The 17,993-nt window shown below is 47.5% G+C and carries 18 protein-coding genes; 14 read left to right on the forward strand and 4 right to left on the reverse strand.

Annotated features, from left to right (window positions below; all coding sequences use genetic code 11):
- Window positions 1-160: 160 nt before the first annotated feature.
- The 6 genes from NST33_RS03175 (at window position 161) to NST33_RS03200 (ending at window position 5,607) form a co-directional block, all read left to right on the forward strand.
- On the forward strand, window positions 161-517 hold the full coding sequence (locus NST33_RS03175) for an SdpI family protein (RefSeq protein ID WP_221825655.1): 357 nt from the start codon (window positions 161-163) through the stop codon (window positions 515-517).
- 190 nt (window positions 518-707) lie between these two features.
- Window positions 708-1,160, forward strand: coding sequence for a MerR family transcriptional regulator (locus tag NST33_RS03180; RefSeq protein ID WP_221825653.1), 453 nt, complete (start codon window positions 708-710; stop codon window positions 1,158-1,160).
- A gap of 230 nt (window positions 1,161-1,390) precedes the next feature.
- Window positions 1,391-2,611, forward strand: coding sequence for an MFS transporter (locus NST33_RS03185; RefSeq protein ID WP_062837652.1), 1,221 nt, complete (start codon window positions 1,391-1,393; stop codon window positions 2,609-2,611).
- 116 nt (window positions 2,612-2,727) lie between these two features.
- Window positions 2,728-2,838, forward strand: a complete 111-nt coding sequence (locus NST33_RS03190; protein ID WP_260633054.1) for a universal stress protein — start codon at window positions 2,728-2,730, stop codon at window positions 2,836-2,838.
- Window positions 2,839-3,000: 162 nt separating this feature from the next.
- Window positions 3,001-4,425, forward strand: coding sequence for an aldehyde dehydrogenase family protein (locus NST33_RS03195; RefSeq protein ID WP_221825647.1), 1,425 nt, complete (start codon window positions 3,001-3,003; stop codon window positions 4,423-4,425).
- A 369-nt stretch (window positions 4,426-4,794) separates the two neighbouring features.
- The gene (locus tag NST33_RS03200; protein WP_221825645.1) at window positions 4,795-5,607 is read left to right on the forward strand and encodes a TipAS antibiotic-recognition domain-containing protein; all 813 of its coding nucleotides are present in this window, start codon (window positions 4,795-4,797) and stop codon (window positions 5,605-5,607) included.
- A gap of 151 nt (window positions 5,608-5,758) precedes the next feature.
- On the opposite strand, the gene NST33_RS03205 is transcribed toward NST33_RS03200, so the two are convergent.
- Window positions 5,759-6,256, reverse strand: a complete 498-nt coding sequence (locus NST33_RS03205; protein WP_036614172.1) for a GAF domain-containing protein — start codon at window positions 6,254-6,256, stop codon at window positions 5,759-5,761.
- Window positions 6,257-6,441: 185 nt separating this feature from the next.
- Between NST33_RS03205 and NST33_RS03210 the strand changes: the two genes are divergently transcribed.
- From NST33_RS03210 to NST33_RS03220, 3 genes are all read left to right on the forward strand, one after another.
- Entirely contained in the window at window positions 6,442-6,738 is a 297-nt protein-coding gene (locus tag NST33_RS03210; RefSeq protein WP_036614170.1) for a hypothetical protein, read from the forward strand.
- 199 nt (window positions 6,739-6,937) lie between these two features.
- Window positions 6,938-7,510 (forward strand): GNAT family protein, encoded by a 573-nt coding sequence (locus tag NST33_RS03215; protein WP_076254763.1) that lies wholly within the window; start codon window positions 6,938-6,940, stop codon window positions 7,508-7,510.
- A 254-nt stretch (window positions 7,511-7,764) separates the two neighbouring features.
- The gene (locus tag NST33_RS03220; RefSeq protein ID WP_221825640.1) at window positions 7,765-9,288 is read left to right on the forward strand and encodes an MDR family MFS transporter; all 1,524 of its coding nucleotides are present in this window, start codon (window positions 7,765-7,767) and stop codon (window positions 9,286-9,288) included.
- Between the two features lie 357 nt (window positions 9,289-9,645).
- Here the strand turns inward: NST33_RS03220 and NST33_RS03225 are convergent, their stop codons facing one another.
- Window positions 9,646-10,107 carry a MarR family transcriptional regulator gene (locus NST33_RS03225; RefSeq protein ID WP_017690799.1) on the reverse strand — a complete coding sequence of 154 codons (462 nt, stop codon included), beginning with the start codon at window positions 10,105-10,107 and terminating at the stop codon, window positions 9,646-9,648.
- A gap of 347 nt (window positions 10,108-10,454) precedes the next feature.
- Between NST33_RS03225 and NST33_RS03230 the strand changes: the two genes are divergently transcribed.
- From NST33_RS03230 to NST33_RS03240, 3 genes are all read left to right on the forward strand, one after another.
- The gene (locus tag NST33_RS03230) at window positions 10,455-11,786 is read left to right on the forward strand and encodes an MFS transporter (RefSeq protein WP_237178479.1); all 1,332 of its coding nucleotides are present in this window, start codon (window positions 10,455-10,457) and stop codon (window positions 11,784-11,786) included.
- Window positions 11,787-11,993: 207 nt separating this feature from the next.
- Entirely contained in the window at window positions 11,994-13,343 is a 1,350-nt protein-coding gene (locus tag NST33_RS03235; protein WP_221825637.1) for a hypothetical protein, read from the forward strand.
- A 49-nt stretch (window positions 13,344-13,392) separates the two neighbouring features.
- On the forward strand, window positions 13,393-14,808 hold the full coding sequence (locus tag NST33_RS03240) for a hypothetical protein (protein ID WP_339306716.1): 1,416 nt from the start codon (window positions 13,393-13,395) through the stop codon (window positions 14,806-14,808).
- Between the two features lie 79 nt (window positions 14,809-14,887).
- On the opposite strand, the gene NST33_RS03245 is transcribed toward NST33_RS03240, so the two are convergent.
- A complete protein-coding gene (locus NST33_RS03245) occupies window positions 14,888-15,280 on the reverse strand; it encodes a type II toxin-antitoxin system death-on-curing family toxin (RefSeq protein ID WP_221818669.1) in 393 nt (130 codons plus the stop codon).
- Between the two features lies 1 nt (window position 15,281).
- On the reverse strand, window positions 15,282-15,575 hold the full coding sequence (locus tag NST33_RS03250; protein WP_105405851.1) for an AbrB/MazE/SpoVT family DNA-binding domain-containing protein: 294 nt from the start codon (window positions 15,573-15,575) through the stop codon (window positions 15,282-15,284).
- A 195-nt stretch (window positions 15,576-15,770) separates the two neighbouring features.
- Between NST33_RS03250 and NST33_RS03255 the strand changes: the two genes are divergently transcribed.
- Both NST33_RS03255 and NST33_RS03260 read left to right on the forward strand, forming a co-directional pair.
- On the forward strand, window positions 15,771-16,502 hold the full coding sequence (locus tag NST33_RS03255) for an ABC transporter ATP-binding protein (RefSeq protein ID WP_221818670.1): 732 nt from the start codon (window positions 15,771-15,773) through the stop codon (window positions 16,500-16,502).
- 21 nt (window positions 16,503-16,523) lie between these two features.
- Window positions 16,524-17,771 carry an ABC transporter permease gene (locus NST33_RS03260; protein ID WP_221818671.1) on the forward strand — a complete coding sequence of 416 codons (1,248 nt, stop codon included), beginning with the start codon at window positions 16,524-16,526 and terminating at the stop codon, window positions 17,769-17,771.
- Window positions 17,772-17,993 lie beyond the last annotated feature (222 nt).

The raw sequence follows: 17,993 nt of genomic DNA on the forward strand, positions 1-17,993 counted from the left end.
TATATTTTTATGTAGATAAGTCTAACCAGACATGTACACGAGAACGGAGAGGACAGAAATAACCTGAAGAAGTGAAGCTACATCGGCAGGTTATTCTATTTATCGGAGGAGTCTCAGTGTAAGCAGGTCTATGGAAGACAACAGTGAAGGGGAGAACGTTTTGACAGGAGCAATAGTTGGGATCATCATCGGAGTGTGTTATTTCATTCTGGGGTTCATGGTGTTCAAAAAACCACCGAAAATGATTAACGGGATATATGGGTATCGGACTCCGCGTGCAATGAGTAATCCCGAGTTGTGGGACGAAGCACAAAGTTATAGCGCCAATCTGATGATGCAATTTGGTGTGATTATTACGATATTCGGCATTATCGGTTTCTGGCTTACAGATGTACGAGCTTTGGTACTGAGTCTGGTTGTTACAGGGTTCTATACGTTCAGACTGTTTACCAGAGTGGAAGGCCGATTGAAGCAAATGCAGCGTGCTCAACAGCAACAGAATGAGCAGAACGTTTAAGGTAATTTGAATGAATAGTGTACAGAGGAAGACCTGCGTGTGAAGCGGGTCTTTTTTTGTCGAGATAGAAAATTGTAAGAGGATTTTAACTTGCTAAGGCTTCATACCTGAAATCTAACGTTGACGTTAACGTTAATATTATATTTAATTATGTACATAACATTATAGACATATGGAAGAGGTGAGGGAAATGAGTTTATATAAAATCGACGACGTAGCCAAGGAATGCGGTTTGACCAAGCGAACCATTCGGTATTATGAAGAGATTGGTGTCATGCCTTCACCTCAGCGGACAGATGGCGGTACGCGGTTGTACACTCGGGAGGATATCGATTATCTGAAGAAGGTGGTTCGCGCCAAAGAGGTACTTGGATTCTCCCTTCAGGAGCTACATACCTATGTGGCAACGGCAGATGCCTTGAATGAACAACGTTTTGACTACCAGCAGACGACCGAAGTAAGAGAACGGATCGAGAAGCTTACCACGATGGAAACAACGCTGGATGGTCAGTTGCAACTGATTGAGGAGAAACTTCAGAGCATACATGCCGTACAGACTGAACTGGAAGAGCTGCGTGAACGCGTTCGGAGTGGTATTCAGAAGTTACAGGCACATGATCCGCAGGGTGATGAAGACGGCTAACCCAATTAGCATCCAATATTTAATAAACAAAACTGTATACACATAATCGCTACATGGAGTGAGCACCATAGTACCTGTGGCGATCCTGTACAAACACCGGATGTTTCGGTGTCATTTGTGCCGTTTTGTTACCTATATTCATGAAAATGAACGCAATATTTTCATCGTTTTCACTGCTATTTTCAAATAAAATGTTTCACCACATAAATTATTCACAGGAGGAATTACGTATGAAAAGAGAGCCATCATTACCGGACGAATTGCCGTCATCACGTGGGGGCCTGTTATCCCAGCCGCGAGCGGTATGGGCGGTTGCCTTTGCATGTATCATATCCTTTATGGGTCTGGGTCTGGTTGACCCGATTCTGCCCGCAATTGCAGATCAGCTGCATGCATCCAAAAGCCAAGTGTCACTGCTATTTACCAGTTATAACGCTGTAACCGGGGTAGCGATGCTGATTACAGGTGTCGTATCCAGCCGGATTGGTGTGAAGTGGACGTTGCTCAGCGGTATATTGTTGATTATTATCTTCTCATTCCTCGGCGGTACCTCAGACACGGTAGGTGCACTGGTTGGTTACCGTGGCGGTTGGGGGCTTGGTAATGCCTTGTTCATCGCAACGGCGTTATCTGCCATTGTGGGACTGTCCACGTCGGGGACAGCCAAAGCGATTATTTTGTACGAAGCAGCACTTGGTCTTGGGATTGCGGTTGGACCGCTGCTTGGTGGTGAACTAGGTTCCATCTCTTGGCGTGGCCCGTTCTATGGGGTGGCTGTCCTGATGGCGATTGCCTTTATCAGCATTACATTTATGTTGCCCAAGATGGCCAAACCGAAAACACGCAGTTCTTTGTCCGATCCGTTCAAAGCATTAAGTTATCCTTCATTGAAAACATTGGCGATTACCGCATTCCTGTATAACTTTGGTTTCTTTACCTTGATGGCTTATTCACCATATGTCATGAATCTGGATGAGCACGGCTTGGGATATGTATTCTTTGGCTGGGGACTGATGCTGGCGATTACGTCTGTATTCGTGGCACCAAGATTGCAACGTCGATTCGGATCAGTACCGTCCATGAGTGTCATGCTTACATTGTTCGCGATTGATCTGGTTGTTATGGCAGTAGGTACGGTGATGGGTTCACCAACTACCGTTATTGTTGCAGTTATTGTAGCCGGGATTTTCCTTGGAATTAACAACACATTGATTACAACGGCTGTTATGGAAGCTGCACCTGTGGAGCGTTCTGTTGCTTCTGCTGCATACAGCTTTGTTCGTTTCCTGGGTGGTGCACTTGCTCCATGGCTTGCAGGTAAATTGTCCGAGTGGTTCCTGCCAGAAACACCGTTTTATTTTGGCGCATTAATGGTTCTGATTGGTGTCGTGGTACTGCTGGTACGCCGTCATCATCTGCGGGATATCGATTCCGCCATTACATCTCACTAATTCACAGGAGGAATTGCAATGCTGAAACATATATTGGTTGCTGTTGATGGTTCGGATCATGCGCAGGTGATCCCGTTAATGAGATCTGCCGTGTGGGGCGCGAACGAGATTGTGGAATGATCGTGATGGGTACCGGCGGGAAAGGCATGCTCGCAGAGATGATCGTGGGTAGTGTCAGTCATGGCGTGTTAAAACATGCAGAATGCCCCGTCCTGATGGTTAAATAGGATGTGAAATCCATTATAATGCAATAGCTCAAGATCGCCACAATGGCTCTTCAGGAACGTTAGAAGCTATGATTGCCGAACACCGTAGTGGGTTGATGGCACGGAAATAGTGTATAAATAGATTAAGTTCAATAGGCTCTAAAAGGATGGAGGATGCAGCATATGAAAAAACAACATCTGTTTATCGGGGGCAAACCGACTGAATCCGTAGATTATAAAACACTTCAAGCACCATACTCCGGGGAAACGCTGGCAGAAGTCTCTTCGGCTTCAGCCGAGGAAGCGGAGGCTGCCGTTGCAGCTGCGGTTCAAGCCGGGAAGGCAATGCGCCAGATGCCTGCACATCAGCGTGCAGATATTCTGTACAAGTTGTCCTCCATGCTTGAAGAACGCAAAGAAGAAGCAGCGCGAATCATTGCGCTTGAAGCGGCAAAGCCAATTACCGCAGCACTGGCAGAGGTTGACCGGACGGTGGAAACATATCGTTTTGCCGCTGAGGAAGCCAAGCGGCTGACCGGAGAGACGGTTCCGATGGATGCAGCCAAAGGTGGAGAAGGGCGCATCGGATATACGATGCGGCAACCTCTAGGTGTCATCGGTGCGATTACACCGTTTAATTTTCCAATGAACCTGGTAGCCCACAAGGTAGGTCCAGCGCTGGCAGCAGGCAATACGATTGTTCTCAAACCTGCGGAGCAGACGCCTCTGTCTTCCTATTACATCGCTAATCTGCTTCAGGAAGCCGGGTTGCCGGATGGTGTACTGAACGTGGTGAGCGGTGATGGCAAAACGATTGGTGATGTGCTTGTGGAGCACCCCCGTGTTGCTCATATTACGTTTACAGGCAGTCCAGCGGTAGGGACGAGCATTCGTAGCAAAGCAGGACTCAAACGCGTGACATTGGAGCTAGGGTCGAATGCAGCGGTGATCGTGGATAAGGACGCAGATCTGGACAAAGTGATTCCTCGATGTGTGACCGGAGCTTTCACGTATCAGGGACAGGTATGTATCTCGCTACAGCGAATCTACGTACATCGTGACATCACGGAAGAATTCATCCGGCGTTTCGCTGAAGCTGCCAAACAAGTGGTGGTCGGAGACCCGCTGAGCCCGGATACGGTGGTCTCTGCGCTGATTACTTCCAAGGATGTACAGCGTACACTCGATTGGATTGAAGAAGCCAAACAGGCAGGAGCTGAGGTGGTAGCAGGCGGTCAAGCTGAAGGAGGCATTCTGCGTCCAACGGTACTGATTAACGTTCCGCATGATGCCAAGGTATCCTGTCAGGAAGTGTTTGCACCCATCGTTGTGATCAATACGATAGATTCCGTTGAAGAGGGTATTGAACATGTTAACGATTCGATATACGGGCTTCAGGCGGGCGTATTTACAAACGATATCCATACCGCCCTCCATGCTGTCGATCAGATCGAAGCAGGCGGAGTTATGATTAACGATATTCCGACGTTCCGAGTGGATCACATGCCCTATGGCGGGGTGAAACAAAGTGGGATTGGGCGTGAAGGCGTAAAATATGCTGTAGAGGAAATGACGGAATTGAAGTTTGTTATGTTTAATAAAGGGTGATTTTCTTCCATTCTTTACTCAATATACCGTATGCCAATGAAAACATAACCACACACCTCCTGTGCCAGAATAATGGCACAGGTTTTTTTTATATGAAGATCATGGAAAAAGTTTCAAAAATACATGCGGATTCTTCACTGACTGCGGGTTCACATCTGATGAGACGGGTATAACATAGTTAACATACCGCAACATAACTGACTAAACGCCGTTCATATCACCGAAGCATGATGTACCCATCCAGAGCACGAGCGGAATGAAGCGGTACAGCATTGCCGAAAGTCTTATATTCTCTCACTATTCAAATAAAATGCAGTATGAATTAAGCCTGAACTCTGGAGTTGCAGGACAGGCAGGAGGTGTATTCAAATGGCGTATTCCATGGTGGACGTATCGGGAATGTCAGGCGTAAGTCTGAACGAACTGAGCCAGTATGCAGAGACAGGTCTTCTGAATCCGGCCTTTGGGGATGTAGATGAGGACATCTATTATGAAAAGCAGGAATTGCTAAGACTCCAGCAAATCCTTTTCTGTAAGGAAGTGGGTATGAAGGAGAATGAGATTGCCCCGATGCTCCGGGATAATCCCCAGGATGTCATACGCATCATGAAGCAGCATCGGATTGACATGCTGGAGAAGGCACTCCGTCTGCATGGATTGATTCAGACACTGGACAAAACGATCTCTCATTTGCAAGGTGAACAGGAACTTGATGAACATGAGCTGTATATCGGTTTTGTAAATAAGGGGCGTCACCAGTTGCTGAATGAATCGGGTTCTGACCCTGTAGTCAATAATGATATGTACCATGTGCAGACAGAGGGTGTTCAGAGGTCCGACATCCAATCTTCCAATTCATCCACATTACCTGAACATCAGGAGTTGAAGTCAAAAGAAGATTATCTGGATTCCCAGGCGAGAATTGACCAGGTTCATCTGGACTTGCAACAGGCCATTGAGGATGGATTGGAACCCGGTAGTGCAAAAGTACAACGGATTATTGGCAGGCATCTTGAATGGATCAAAGGTTATTATACACCCACCGCTGAGATCTATCGGGATTTGGCCAATCTGTATGTAGAGCATAAAAATTTCCGTCAGATGTATGATGGTTATCACCCGAAATTGGCTGAATTCCTGCGGGATGGGATGATGATTAAAGCGGAACATGATTTATCCTAGATGCATAAAGTAACATGGGCGAGCAAGAACATGGGTGTGAATCATAAAGGATAACAAAGAGCGCAGACCTCTGAGAGGACTGCGCTCTTTGTTATTACGGGTTCTTCATCATCGTGTGTGATGAGACTCCGATCCTCTTGTTCATCATTTCCTAAAGGGGTATGGTTGCTTCCAACTGCTCTGTGAGCAGGCTTACGGCTTTCTCCAGGAAGACGCGGTCTTCGTCGTCAAAACGATTTTTGATCGGGCTGTCGATATCCAGCACCCCGTACAGTTCGCCGTTTTTGATAATCGGTACGACAATCTCACTGTTCGATGCTGCATCACAGGCAATGTGGCCTGGGAAGGCATGAACATCGTCAACGACCAGGGTACGTTTTTCCGCAGCAGATGTGCCACATACACCACGTCCCAATGGAATTCGGATACAGGCAGGCAGTCCTTGGAATGGCCCGAGGACCAGTTCTTTTCCATCATACAGATAGAAGCCGACCCAATTGGTGTCGGTCATAAATACATTGAGCAGCGCAGCAGCGTTCGCCAGATTGGCAATCGCACTAGGTTCATCGCGGATCAGAGCACTTAACTGTCCCAGGACGGCGGTGTGCTGCTCACTTCGTGTTCCTTCATAGGAAACAGCTTGAAACATGGTAAATCACCCTCCCGAGCAAAATGGTACTTATTTTCAAGATAGTGCAGAGGATGCGGTTAGTCAAGCGGAGGATTTCGGAAAGGGAAGGGAATACCTGAAGAATCCTCCTGTTTCTCAGCTTCTTGCGTGGGGTAAATACTTAGCAACCACGGAGGGCTATAACCCGGGAAGGAGCTTGGCTTATGCATGCAGAGGTACAGAATCTTTTTGTACGGATTCATCTACTATATTTCGCGCAAAATCAGGATTTGAACGTTAGCGAGGCACTGCCCCTATTGGAAGAGCGGGGATATCGCGTTGGAGAGCGGGAGATCAAGCAGGAGCTTGAACACCTGACACAGGAGAATTTCCTGACCGCCCACGGGGACCAATGGAGCCTAACCGGGACTGGCATCGAAGAATTCAAGGAAATCACGGCTGTGTTTGGCCGGGTTAGCGATGAATTACTGGGGAAGGGCAAGAAAACGTCCAAAGCTTAAAATTCATTGGACAAGCCATGATTCCGTAATTCACTCAAACTTTGAATTGTTCCATACGTACAACAAGACCGGGAGCGAAATTGGCCCGGTTTTTTGACGTGTGTCCATGACTGAATAGTTGCCATTCGGCGCAGGTTATGATTAGATGACTAGTGAATATTATGGTCTGCGGAGATAGATCGGATCGGAGTGTCTTTATATGTATAAATGCAAAGGAAGAATTCCCGAAATGGAGACTGCGCGGCTTCGTCTGCGTAAAATGCGTCGCCGGGATGCGGCCCAGATGTTCGCATGCTGGTCAGATCGGGAGGTGACCCGTTACATGAATCTTGCGCCCATGATTGGGACAAGCGAAGCGGCAGACATGATTGGACTGCTCAACCAAATGGCAGGAGAAGAGGATGCGATCCGGTGGGGGATCGAACTCAAAGAAACAGGCAAGCTCATTGGCAGCTGTGGCTTTAACACATGGCAGCTTGAAGGCGCATTCCGGGGTGAGATCGGTTATGAGCTAGGACGTGACTATTGGCGCCACGGTTATATGACGGAGGCTTTCTCGGCATTGCTGCCCTTCGGGTATGAGACCATGGGTCTTAATCGAATTGAAGCGCTGGTTGATCCGCGTAATCTGGCTTCCGGCGAGTTCTTGACAAACCGTGGCTTCACGCGAGAAGGGTTGCTACGACAGGTGCAACATACGTCCACTGGATACAAGGATATGGTGATGTATTCGATGCTGTATGATGAGTTCCTTCGTAAGAAAGGTAAATAAAAGAGACAATAGATAATTGCTTTTAAATTACACGTAAACGAAGAAACAGAACAAAGCTGGAGAAGCGAAGCGTTCGCCTTTAAAGCTTTCTGAAAGAAAGCTACATCGGAAGCATACGCTATCACCGGATTTCTCCTTTAGAGAGGAGAAGAAAAAATCTGGGGATAACAGCGGTTGGAAGCTTGTTCTGGTTCGTAGTAGATGTGTAAATTAACGTACCAATTATATAGAGAAACGAAGAGAGAAGGGTTTGTGTGAATGCAACTGGAGGTTTAAAGCGCAGTTTCATCTTGACGGGGCTGCTGCTCGCGACATTTCTGTCAGCGATTGAAGGCACCGTAATTGGTCCGGCAGGGCCGACCATTGTCAGTGAGCTGGGGAGTGTACAGTTGCTGAGCTGGATTTTCACCGCATATCTGTTAACGATGGCTGTGAGTACGCCCATTTTCGGCAAAATCAGTGACTTGTATGGACGAAAGCCTGTATTTCTGATTGGCTGTGCCTTATTTTTACTGGGTTCACTCTTGTGCTGTCTGTCGCAGAACATGGAGCAGTTGATTATTTTTCGTGCTATTCAAGGGATTGGTGCGGGTGCGGTAGTTCCTGTTACATTTACGATTATTGGGGATATCTACGCCATTGAAGAACGTGGCAAAATCCAGGGCTGGATTAGCTCCGTGTGGGGTATTTCCTCTCTGGCTGGACCGCTGCTTGGCGGTTATTTTGTTGATAATCTGGGCTGGCAGTGGATCTTTGGTTTTAATGTGCCGTTTGGTCTGCTTGCGATGTGGTTTGTATTTCGTTATCTGAAGGAAGATATCTCGCCGCGTACGGCCAAAATTGATTATGTCGGTGCACTGACCTTCACGGTGGGCATTACGGCGTTGTTGTTCGTCCTGTCGGCGGGTGGGCAGTATTATGCCTGGAGTTCTCCGTTGATTGTTGTGCTGAGTGTGGTCGCCGCTCTGTTTATCATTTTATTTTTCGTGGTGGAAAAAAGAGCTCAGGCCCCAATGGTTCCACTACATTTGTTCCGAATACGGGACATCCGTGTGGCGAATATCGCCGGACTGCTGACCAGTACTTTGATGATCGGCCTGACCAGTTATTTGCCGCTCTGGGTGCAGGGGGTTCGGGGAGGTAATGCGACGGAATCCGGGCTGCTGCTCGCGCCGATGTCAGTGGGCTGGCTCATTGGTAGTGTGATGGCAGGCCGCCTATTGATGAAAATTGGATCACGTATGACCGCATTGATTGGATTAACCGGAATTGCGATCGGGTCGGGTGGACTCTTTCTGGTGGGTGGGACATCCCCACAGGCTGTGCTATTTATATTGACCTTTATTTATGGTCTCGGCTTCGGATTTGCGTTTACGATCTTCACCATTATTGCGCAGTCTTCTGTAGGGTATAAGGAGCGTGGCTCCTCAACCGCGCTGCATACGTTCATGCGTACATTGGGACAGACGATTGGTGCAGCGGCTTTTGGTACCTGGTTGAACTATCGGATCTCCACGTTATCGAATGAACAGAATCTGGCGGAGGCTGGAATATCGGAGAATGATCTGAATGAACTGCTCGCACCACATACGGATGCAGCGCTATCGGATGATAAATGGGCATTGCTGCGTAACGTGCTGGAAGGAAGCCTGCATTCCCTGTTTGTCATTATGTTTGTCATTGCACTGGTCTCGTGGGTAACGACGCTTGCTCTACGCAAACGTTTAATTGTACCCGAAGATGCAGATGCTCCACCGCAGCCACAAGGCTCAAAGTAAAAGTGGATGTATACGAAAAACCGGATTCGCCGATGTCAGGCAAATCCGGTTTTTTTTGTTGGCACATGTGCAGTGGACTAGAGTGCATCTTCCAACTCAGGCAAGTGATATCTTATTTGACCTTCTGCTCCTCTTTTTAAATTGTAAGGAACATGAGACACGTTATTTCCCGAAATCACCTGAAAACACGTTGTATAAGGCTGTTTATTCAAAGATAGCGTGTGTCAGATTCTTTAAAATGCTCCGAGTACTTCAAACCCCTGAATAAGACGTCACAGGTTCGTTAGCGCTCCCGCTTCATATCTGCTCCAGAACATTCAGTTACGTTATGGCTTTCGGCAGGTTTGAGGATACGCTCTAGCTGCTTGCTGATAAACGGTCTGCGGAATGTGCAAGCCTTCCCAAGAGTTCGGACAGCAATTCCTTGTCTTCCTCGCTCAGTCCGCTGACCGCACGATCAATCTTCAACGCATAGCCTGGATAGATGTCATCCATGGTACGCTGTCCTTCTTCGGTCAATTCCACAAAGATGATACGTCTGTCTTGCGGACAATGTTTGCGGTGTAACAATCCTTTTTGCTCCAGCTTATCGATCACATAGGTCACATTACCACTTTGCAGCAGAAGTTGTGCGCCAACCTGTTGAATCGGCTGAGCTCCTTTCATATATAACACTTCGAGCACCCCGTATGCGGTGGGGTTGAAGCCATGCACTTTGCTTCCGGATACAGCGTGTTCATTCACGCTCTTGAATGTCTGGGCCAAGGTGCGGTACAGATGAAGTGAACGTTCGGTTCCGATTTCTTGTAATTCCAGCATGCTGATCCCGCCTTTTCAGATTAGTTTTATAAGTTGAAATGATGAAGAGGGGTCCTCTCCGTTATGCTGTTCATGTAAAAGAGTATTTCAACTTATATAAGTTGGTTAGTTATGTTTGACGATTCAGGTTGTCGCCATGGTTTAATTGTAAACTTCTATTTCTACGAAAAACATGCGATATGTCACAAGATTTGCATTTTTAGCATTTAAAATTTGATCATTCATCATGCTGAAAAATCATCCTTCAGATGTCGCTTTTTCTCCGCCTCTGGCAGGAGGTCGAGTCAAGGGCTGCTCTATATAATGAGTTCATACTATGAATTGGAAGATAATGGAGGAGAAGAAGGATGACAAGTGATTTAACGTTTGAAGGACAACGACCACTGAAGAATAACCGATCTTTTGTAACATTGATGGTGGCACAGGCCATTTCCAATCTGGGTGATTGGCTGCATCTGCTCGCAATACTGACCCTCGTGGGTATCCGCTGGAATGCAACGCCATGGGAGATTACATTTGTCACACTTTCCGCAGCAATACCCATTCTGTTAACAGGGCCATTCGCAGGCACACTTGCAGATCGCCTGAACCGAAAATGGCTGATGATTGTAGCCGATGGTGCACGGATCATCATCGTGGGTGCGTTAATTTTTGCTGACCAGATCTGGCACATCTACATACTGCTGGTCCTCAAATCCCTGTTCGATGTCATGTTCTCTCCGGCCAAAAACGGAAAGCTGAAGGAGATTGTACCTCACGAACAACTTGCGCAAGCTGTATCCATCAGCTCGATCATTGAACAGATGTCCAAAATTATTGGTCCAGCGCTTGGTGGACTGCTGGTAGCCGCTTTTGGCATCACCTGGTGTTTTGTTATCGATTCAGCGTCTTTTTTGATCTCCGGCATCATTTTATTGTGGATTCCTGGAACTCGGGTGATCCAATCTGCAATTCATAACGTAACAGAAGTAGAGGAAGAGACAGCTGGGGGTGTTCGTAACCGCTCAAAAGGCTCTTTTTGGAAGGAAACACAGGAGGGCATTCGCATGCTCGCATCTCTCCCTCACGTAGGAACGTCTCTGATTTTGCTTGCTTCAGCCATACTTTTTCTGCAATTTGCCGATTCACAGACTGTGGTGTTATTCAGACAACTTCCCGGAATTTCAAGTGATCTACTGGGATGGTGCGTGGCAGCAAGTGGTGTAGGTACATTAATTGCAGCGATGAGTGTACGGAAGTGGAAGCATGCAGGGCATATTTTGAAAATGGGTCTGGGTACCATACTCATGGGTCTGGTTATCGGCGGAGCCGGAGTTATTGTTGGGGTTTGGCCGCACGCCGGGCTAGGTGCCAATCTGTTGTTAGTATCCCTCTTTGCCCTGGCAGGTGTCGGAATTGGGTTTGCGATTGTACCCTTTCAGATCCTGTTGCAGGAACAGACACCTGAGGCGATGACAGGCAGGGTATTTGGAACGGTAGGCAGCGTGATGACTGCCAGTAATATTATGGGCCCGGTGGTAGGCGGATTTATGGTCACCTCATTTGGTGTAGTGCCGGCTTTTGTCTGTTCAGGCATTTTGATGACCCTGCTTGGTTTGATTTATTTGATGAAACGCAATGGGGAAAAAGCCGATCTGAATGGTTCCATTGCAGCCAAAACAATGATTGCAGGCGACTAAAAACAGGCCGGATCTGCTCAGGTTAGAACAGTTGAAATGAAGGTTTGAATTTACTTCAAATTTTAAGTTTTTGATTAAAAAGCGTTTGAGTAAACGCCTTCACGTTTAATGAGGAACAGGCAGAAATCCCTGTATTCTAATTATTCCTAGGGGAAAACTCATATGCCTTGTCCCACCAACGCATTTGCGGAAAGGGGGTGAAGCAACTTGAATGTAAAGTTACCAAAATCGATTGTACGTCTGGGAAGCATACCACTGGTTATACTCGCCGGGACTTTGATGCTGGGGTTTGGAACGTCACAAGTGTATGCGGATGATGCTCAGGTATCTTCGGATAAACCGTCCAGCGGATTGTCGCTGAATTTGTTTTCACGTGATTCGGATGGCGGGTTGAACCTGACTCCGTCGGTATCGGTATCCACACCACTACTGAATGTTGAAGTTCCGTCGATCAAAGCGAATGAATCGACAGGTAAGCTGAGTGTATCTGAGCTGAAAGTAGATACAACGCTTGGATCGGCCGGAACATCAGAGATTGGGATTGATGCGAAGAAGGGAACCGTCGAACTGCCGTCTGTACAGGCGGATACACCGGTGATCAAAGCCGATGTATCAAGCAGTCAGGTGAACCTCAACGAAGGTACTGCTTCCTTGCCTGGTGTTACCGCAGAGGTACCCGAGGTGATCAAGGCAGAGACGTCTGCTGTGAAAACAGACCTTCGGCAGGGCAAGGTTGAATTACCTTCGGTTAAGGTGGATGTGCCTGAGGTTACTTCCATCAATATCTCTTCATCCCGAGTGGATCTGAGTAAGAGAAATGTCCAGCTTCCTTCTGTGAGAGCAGAAGTTCCAGTTGTAGACGTGACCGCTGAACTCAATCCTGATCAGGAAAAGGTGGATATTCCAAGTGTGAAGCCGGAACCGCCTGTAGTCACTCCGGAAAAGCCGACGGTTGTCAAAACACCGAATGTTGAAACTTCCAATACGAGTGCACTCGCAGATCCTGTTTCACCACAGAACACCGAGGAAGGACAGGACGCAGTACAGGTTACGGGCAAAGTGGTGGAGGTCACCACGGAACCAGAAGTAAGTCCAGAACAACCTGCTGTCCCGCAGGCATTGCCTGTGGAAGGAACCAATCTGACGCAGGATTCCGATGTTAATGCAGGTTTGCCAGATAACGAGTTATTCCTCGTAGATCAGACATCTGCTGAACCAGCTTTCACTGAACAAGTGCAGAGTAACCAGGAAGCCAATCTGAAACAAGATGATGCTGATGCAACATCTCCATTGCAGCCTCGCACAGAACGACCAACCAGTTGGTCTGTTGCAGCAACTTCTCCCGGAGTAGCTAATGCTTCAGCAGGGACAAGCTCCGGTTCGTCCGGTGTAACTGGAGGTGGAGCAACCGCTCCAGCCGCTGCACTTCCGGGAGCAACAACGGGTCTGGTTACGCCAGATTACGATTATGCCTTCCGAATGGAACGGCTCGATGGGTTCAGTCAATGGTCACAGGCACCGCCTGGGCGGCCACCGCAATATACCTCTTTCTCTTAGGCAACAATGGCGTTAATTCAACCAAAATTGAGAAGGAGTGTATATCATCATGAAAAAAGTGAATCGTTGGGTAAAATTGTCGGTATTGTCGGGTACGTTGGTGGCTGGATTGCTGGGGGCTTCGCAGGCAACTTACGCAGATAGCTATAGCAATAACAGCAGTGGTAATCTGGATCTAAATGCAGGTTTGCGCCTGGAGCTGGGATCTCTTCTGTCAGGACACCGTGACACAGGTCACGAGAACTATGGTAGTTACGGAGGTTCATCCAGTGCAACTGGAGCATTGAATCTGGATCTTGGCCTTAACGCCGGCTTATCTTCCGAGAGTATGAACCGTTACAATGATCGTTCTTCCGACCACACAGTTGAGCGTAGTAATTCTGGCAAGCTGGGCCTTGGCCTGAATGCCAATGTGTTGGGAGAAGGTACAACGATGAGCGACTATTCACGAGGCGGCGATGATCGGAACGTAAACAGCAGCTATGAGAGTGAAAGTCGTGGAGCGCTGGGTCTCGGTCTGAACGTAAATGCCGAAGGGGAGAGTGCAACGATGGCTCAATCCGAACGCACTAACAGCGTGAAAGACGGTGAGCGTAACACGAACAGTAGCTACGTGAGCGAAAGCCGCGGCGCACTGGATCTGGGTCTGAACGTAAATGCCGAAGGGGAGAGTGCAACGATGGCTCAATCCGAACGCACTAACAGCGTTAATGATCGTGAGCGTACCGTGAACAGCAACTACGCAAACGAAAGCCGTGGCGCATTGGATCTGGGTCTGAACGCGAAAGCCGAAGGAGAGAGTGCAACGATGGCTCAATCCGAACGCAACAACAGCGTGAAAGACAGCGAGCGTACTGTGAACAGCAACTACGCAAACGAAAGCCGTGGCGCATTGGATCTGGGTCTGAACGCGAAAGCCGAAGGAAAGAGTGCAACAATGGCTCAATCCGAACGTACTAACAGCGTGAAAGACAGTGAGCGTAACGTGAACAGTAGCTACGCGAGCGAAAGTCGTGGCGCACTGGATCTGGGTCTGAACGTGAATGCCGAAGGAGAGAGTGCAACGATGGCTCAATCTGAACGCACTAACAGCGTGAAAGACAGCGAGCGTACCGTGAACAGTAGCTACGCGAGCGAAAGTCGTGGCGCACTGGATCTGGGTCTGAACGTGAATGCCGAAGGAGAGAGAGCAACAATGGCTCAATCCGAACGCACTAACAGCGTGAAAGACGGTGAACGTAACGTGAACAGTAGCTACGCGAGCGAAAGCCGCGGCGCACTGGATCTGGGTCTGAACGCGAAAGCGGAAGGAGAGAGTGCAACAGTAGCTCAATCCGAACGCAACAATAGCGTGAACAGCAGTTATGCAAACGAAAGTCGTGGCGCTTTGGATCTGGATCTGGATCTGAATGTGAATGCAGATGCAGAGAGTGAAACTACTTCTGTGGTGGAGACAAATCGGTAATATGAGATTTTCATTGTAATATGAAGAAGCAGGGGATCCGGAACCCCTGCTTCTTTTTTGCATTTATAAGACATATGAGCTAGCGTTCTTCTGAATGTTCTTCTAATAAGCGTACTATCTTTTCAAATGTATACTCGCCTTCGGCAATCTTGACCATAAATTCAACGGCATATTTACGTTCCATCTGCAAATGGTAGCCATTCACTCGCAGAAAGGACTTGGTTACAAGATAAGCTGTACGTTTATTTCCGTTATAGAAACAGTGGTTTTTAACCAATGACTCTAATAAGGCAGTAGCTTTATCAAATATGGAAGGGTAGGCATCCTCTCCAAACAAACTTTGGAGAGGTCTATTTATCGCAGAATCCAACAAAGCAGAATCCTTAACCCCAGCTTGTGCTGTATCATTCATCTTCTTCATCATAAAATGGTGAGCGGCTACTACTTCTTCAATGGTAAGGAATATGGTCATCTTAACGATCCCTTAAATCATTAAGGATATCCTCATCTTCTTCGAAAACGTCGAAGAAAGCTTCCAGTACTTCGGGTCTTACATTTTCGGGTATTTTCATTTGTTTAACCTTTTTTAGTACAATTTCTCCCTGACTGTTTTCAATAAATTCAATCTCATCGCCCTGAGAAACATGGAGCTTATCAATTAAAACCTTGGGCAAGCTAATGCCCAAGCTGTTTCCCATTTTGCCTATTTTGCGAGAAAGAATTTTTCTTTTGGAATGCTCTTCTTTCATCTGAGCCCCACCATTCATGATATATTCCTCCTATAGTATGATCCAACTTATGAAAGTAATACATTTGTATGTATTAATGTTAGTATGTAATAACATTATAACATGGTTTGTACTTCAAAATGCTCAGAATGATCAAACAAACAGCCCACAACTCGATTACAATAAAACATAAAGAGTGAAATAAACGCCTGATCAGAACAGGGAGTGAATGATATGGGAACGGAATATAACAGTACAGCCGTACAGGAGTCCATATTGGACGTACATATTACAGAGGCAGGATACGAGCCGGGACAATCAACCATACGCAATATTCGAATGAACGTGGCGCGAGGAGAGCTGGTGGGTATTATCGGACCGAATGGTGCAGGCAAAAGTACCACGATTAAAACGCTGCTGGGTCTGCTGGAACATGCCAAGTATGAGGTGACGATTGGGGGAGAGGGTCGCTATGCCTATATCCCGGAGCAACCGGTTTTTTACGAATACATGACCTTGTGGGAACATCTTGATCTGGCCGCAGCGGCGTATGAAATGGAGGAAGAAGCTTTTGTTGCCCGAGCGGAGGAACTGTTGGTTCGTTTCGGTATGGACCATGTTCGGAATGATCTTCCAGCCAGTTTCTCAAAGGGCATGCGTCAGAAAATGATGTTGATGATCGGATTTCTGTCTTCGCCGGATATCTATATTGTGGACGAGCCGTTCATCGGACTGGACCCTCGTGCAACCAAGGATTTTCTAAAATTACTTGATGATGAACGTCGCCGCGGCGCGGGTGTGCTTATGTCTACGCATGTACTGGATACCGCTGAACGAATCTGCGACCGGTTTATTCTGATTGCTTCGGGCAGATCGGCTGCCGAGGGAACATTGGATGAGATCCGTGAAGCAGCAGGATTGCCGGAAGCCTCTTTGTTTGACTGTTTTGATGTACTGACGTCTTAGATAGAGAGAGGGTGAGAGAGAATGGAGACTTCCCAGCGTTATACCCCACTTCGTTTATACAGACGAAGACGCAAAGAACATTTCAGGGAACAGATGAAAAATCTCAGACTCGTCGTGGATTGGACCGTATGGGTATATTTGCTTGTTCCGGGTCTGCTCTATCTGATTGGATGGTACACGAGTCTGTGGACCAAACCACTGCCTGCATGGGCGACAGGATTACCGCTCCCCGTACTGACTGGGCTGATTGACGTCGTTATGCTTACCGGTGGTGTGTTGATATTTGTGGAGGAAGCGGATGTATTATTTTTGAAATCAAGGCCGTTGTGGATGCGCACGTTAATGAGGCAAGGACTCTACCGGTCCTGTCTGCAACATCTGGGCAAAATGATCCTGATTACAGCGCTGACTGCTCCCCTATGGTCCCATGTCTATGAGATGTCGAATCTCCAGATTACACTTATGGCTGTCTGGTTTGGTGCAGTAGCTTCATTCCAAGCCATAACACTACATATGACAAAGGTCCGACATACAGGATGGCGACGCTGGATTCAGATGATCCCTCTCGTCATTGGCATGGGTTACATGACCATTCATGCGACATCATGGATGCATGGACAGACGTGGAAAATCAGTTTTGGAATCGTAATTATCATGCTTCTTCTAATTACAGTTGGACAGATGAGGCTGTTGATGAAGGGAACGTTTGAAGGGGATCTGCGGGAGGATCTGCGGAGCAGGCTGCAACTTACAGCTCTAATGTTAAGTCGGGCGGTGAGCAAGCCGAAAGCCCCACGAACACGATCCATCATTTTCCGGAAACCGCGTAAACTGTTACGCAATCGTTCTATCGCGAATCGGACAGCGGAGATTGCATTCAAGGCATTTTTCCGGAACTCGGCCACGATGAAATTGTATCTGCAGCTTGGAGGACTATCCATCGCAGCTGTTGCATTGCCACCTTTTCCGGTCAATATCATCGTGTGTGCGTTATTAATCATCATGTTGACGGTGATGTTTTATCGTTCCTGGGATGTTTTTGCCACGTCCGACTATGTTCAGCTTATAACATATGACTCGGAGGCGCTGCATCTTGCAGGTTCAATGATGGTTCGGATGTTGTTTGTCCCCATTGGTATTCTTATGGGATTCACGCTGGGATTGGCCTGGCTCGGCTGGATCGTCGGTATTCTGACAGCTGCAGGTGCGGTGGCCTTCGGACTTTGTGTCTTATCTATTGCCGGATGGGTTCGACTTACTCGAGCCTAGGACGTGTCTCAAAAACTCGCTGAAGTTCATCTTTACCGCCTTTTCGCCCCATGCTGTGTCACTTTCCCTTGACGTGCCCCGGCACGCCTTCGGAAAACTTCCTTGCTTGGAACGAAAATTCGGCAAAATCTGATTCCTTCGGAGTTTTCAGACACGCCCTAAAAGAATTCCTTTGTATTTCCGAGCATATGACGCGCTATATCTGCCCATGCTATAGAAGAA

Source organism: Paenibacillus sp. FSL L8-0435 (assembly GCF_037965655.1).
GTDB lineage: Bacteria > Bacillota > Bacilli > Paenibacillales > Paenibacillaceae > Paenibacillus.

Coding starts and splice junctions, on each gene's coding strand:
- NST33_RS03205 (WP_036614172.1), bottom strand. CDS start 6,256: ATGTTTCAAGCTGTTTCCTATGAAGGAACACGAAGTGAGCAGCACACC.
- NST33_RS03215 (WP_076254763.1), top strand. CDS start 6,938: ATGTATAAATGCAAAGGAAGAATTCCCGAAATGGAGACTGCGCGGCTT.
- NST33_RS03210 (WP_036614170.1), top strand. CDS start 6,442: ATGCATGCAGAGGTACAGAATCTTTTTGTACGGATTCATCTACTATAT.
- NST33_RS03250 (WP_105405851.1), bottom strand. CDS start 15,575: ATGAATGGTGGGGCTCAGATGAAAGAAGAGCATTCCAAAAGAAAAATT.
- NST33_RS03225 (WP_017690799.1), bottom strand. CDS start 10,107: ATGCTGGAATTACAAGAAATCGGAACCGAACGTTCACTTCATCTGTAC.
- NST33_RS03185 (WP_062837652.1), top strand. CDS start 1,391: ATGAAAAGAGAGCCATCATTACCGGACGAATTGCCGTCATCACGTGGG.
- NST33_RS03195 (WP_221825647.1), top strand. CDS start 3,001: ATGAAAAAACAACATCTGTTTATCGGGGGCAAACCGACTGAATCCGTA.
- NST33_RS03200 (WP_221825645.1), top strand. CDS start 4,795: ATGGCGTATTCCATGGTGGACGTATCGGGAATGTCAGGCGTAAGTCTG.
- NST33_RS03255 (WP_221818670.1), top strand. CDS start 15,771: ATGGGAACGGAATATAACAGTACAGCCGTACAGGAGTCCATATTGGAC.
- NST33_RS03260 (WP_221818671.1), top strand. CDS start 16,524: ATGGAGACTTCCCAGCGTTATACCCCACTTCGTTTATACAGACGAAGA.
- NST33_RS03240 (WP_339306716.1), top strand. CDS start 13,393: ATGAAAAAAGTGAATCGTTGGGTAAAATTGTCGGTATTGTCGGGTACG.
- NST33_RS03230 (WP_237178479.1), top strand. CDS start 10,455: ATGACAAGTGATTTAACGTTTGAAGGACAACGACCACTGAAGAATAAC.
- NST33_RS03245 (WP_221818669.1), bottom strand. CDS start 15,280: ATGACCATATTCCTTACCATTGAAGAAGTAGTAGCCGCTCACCATTTT.
- NST33_RS03190 (WP_260633054.1), top strand. CDS start 2,728: ATGATCGTGATGGGTACCGGCGGGAAAGGCATGCTCGCAGAGATGATC.
- NST33_RS03180 (WP_221825653.1), top strand. CDS start 708: ATGAGTTTATATAAAATCGACGACGTAGCCAAGGAATGCGGTTTGACC.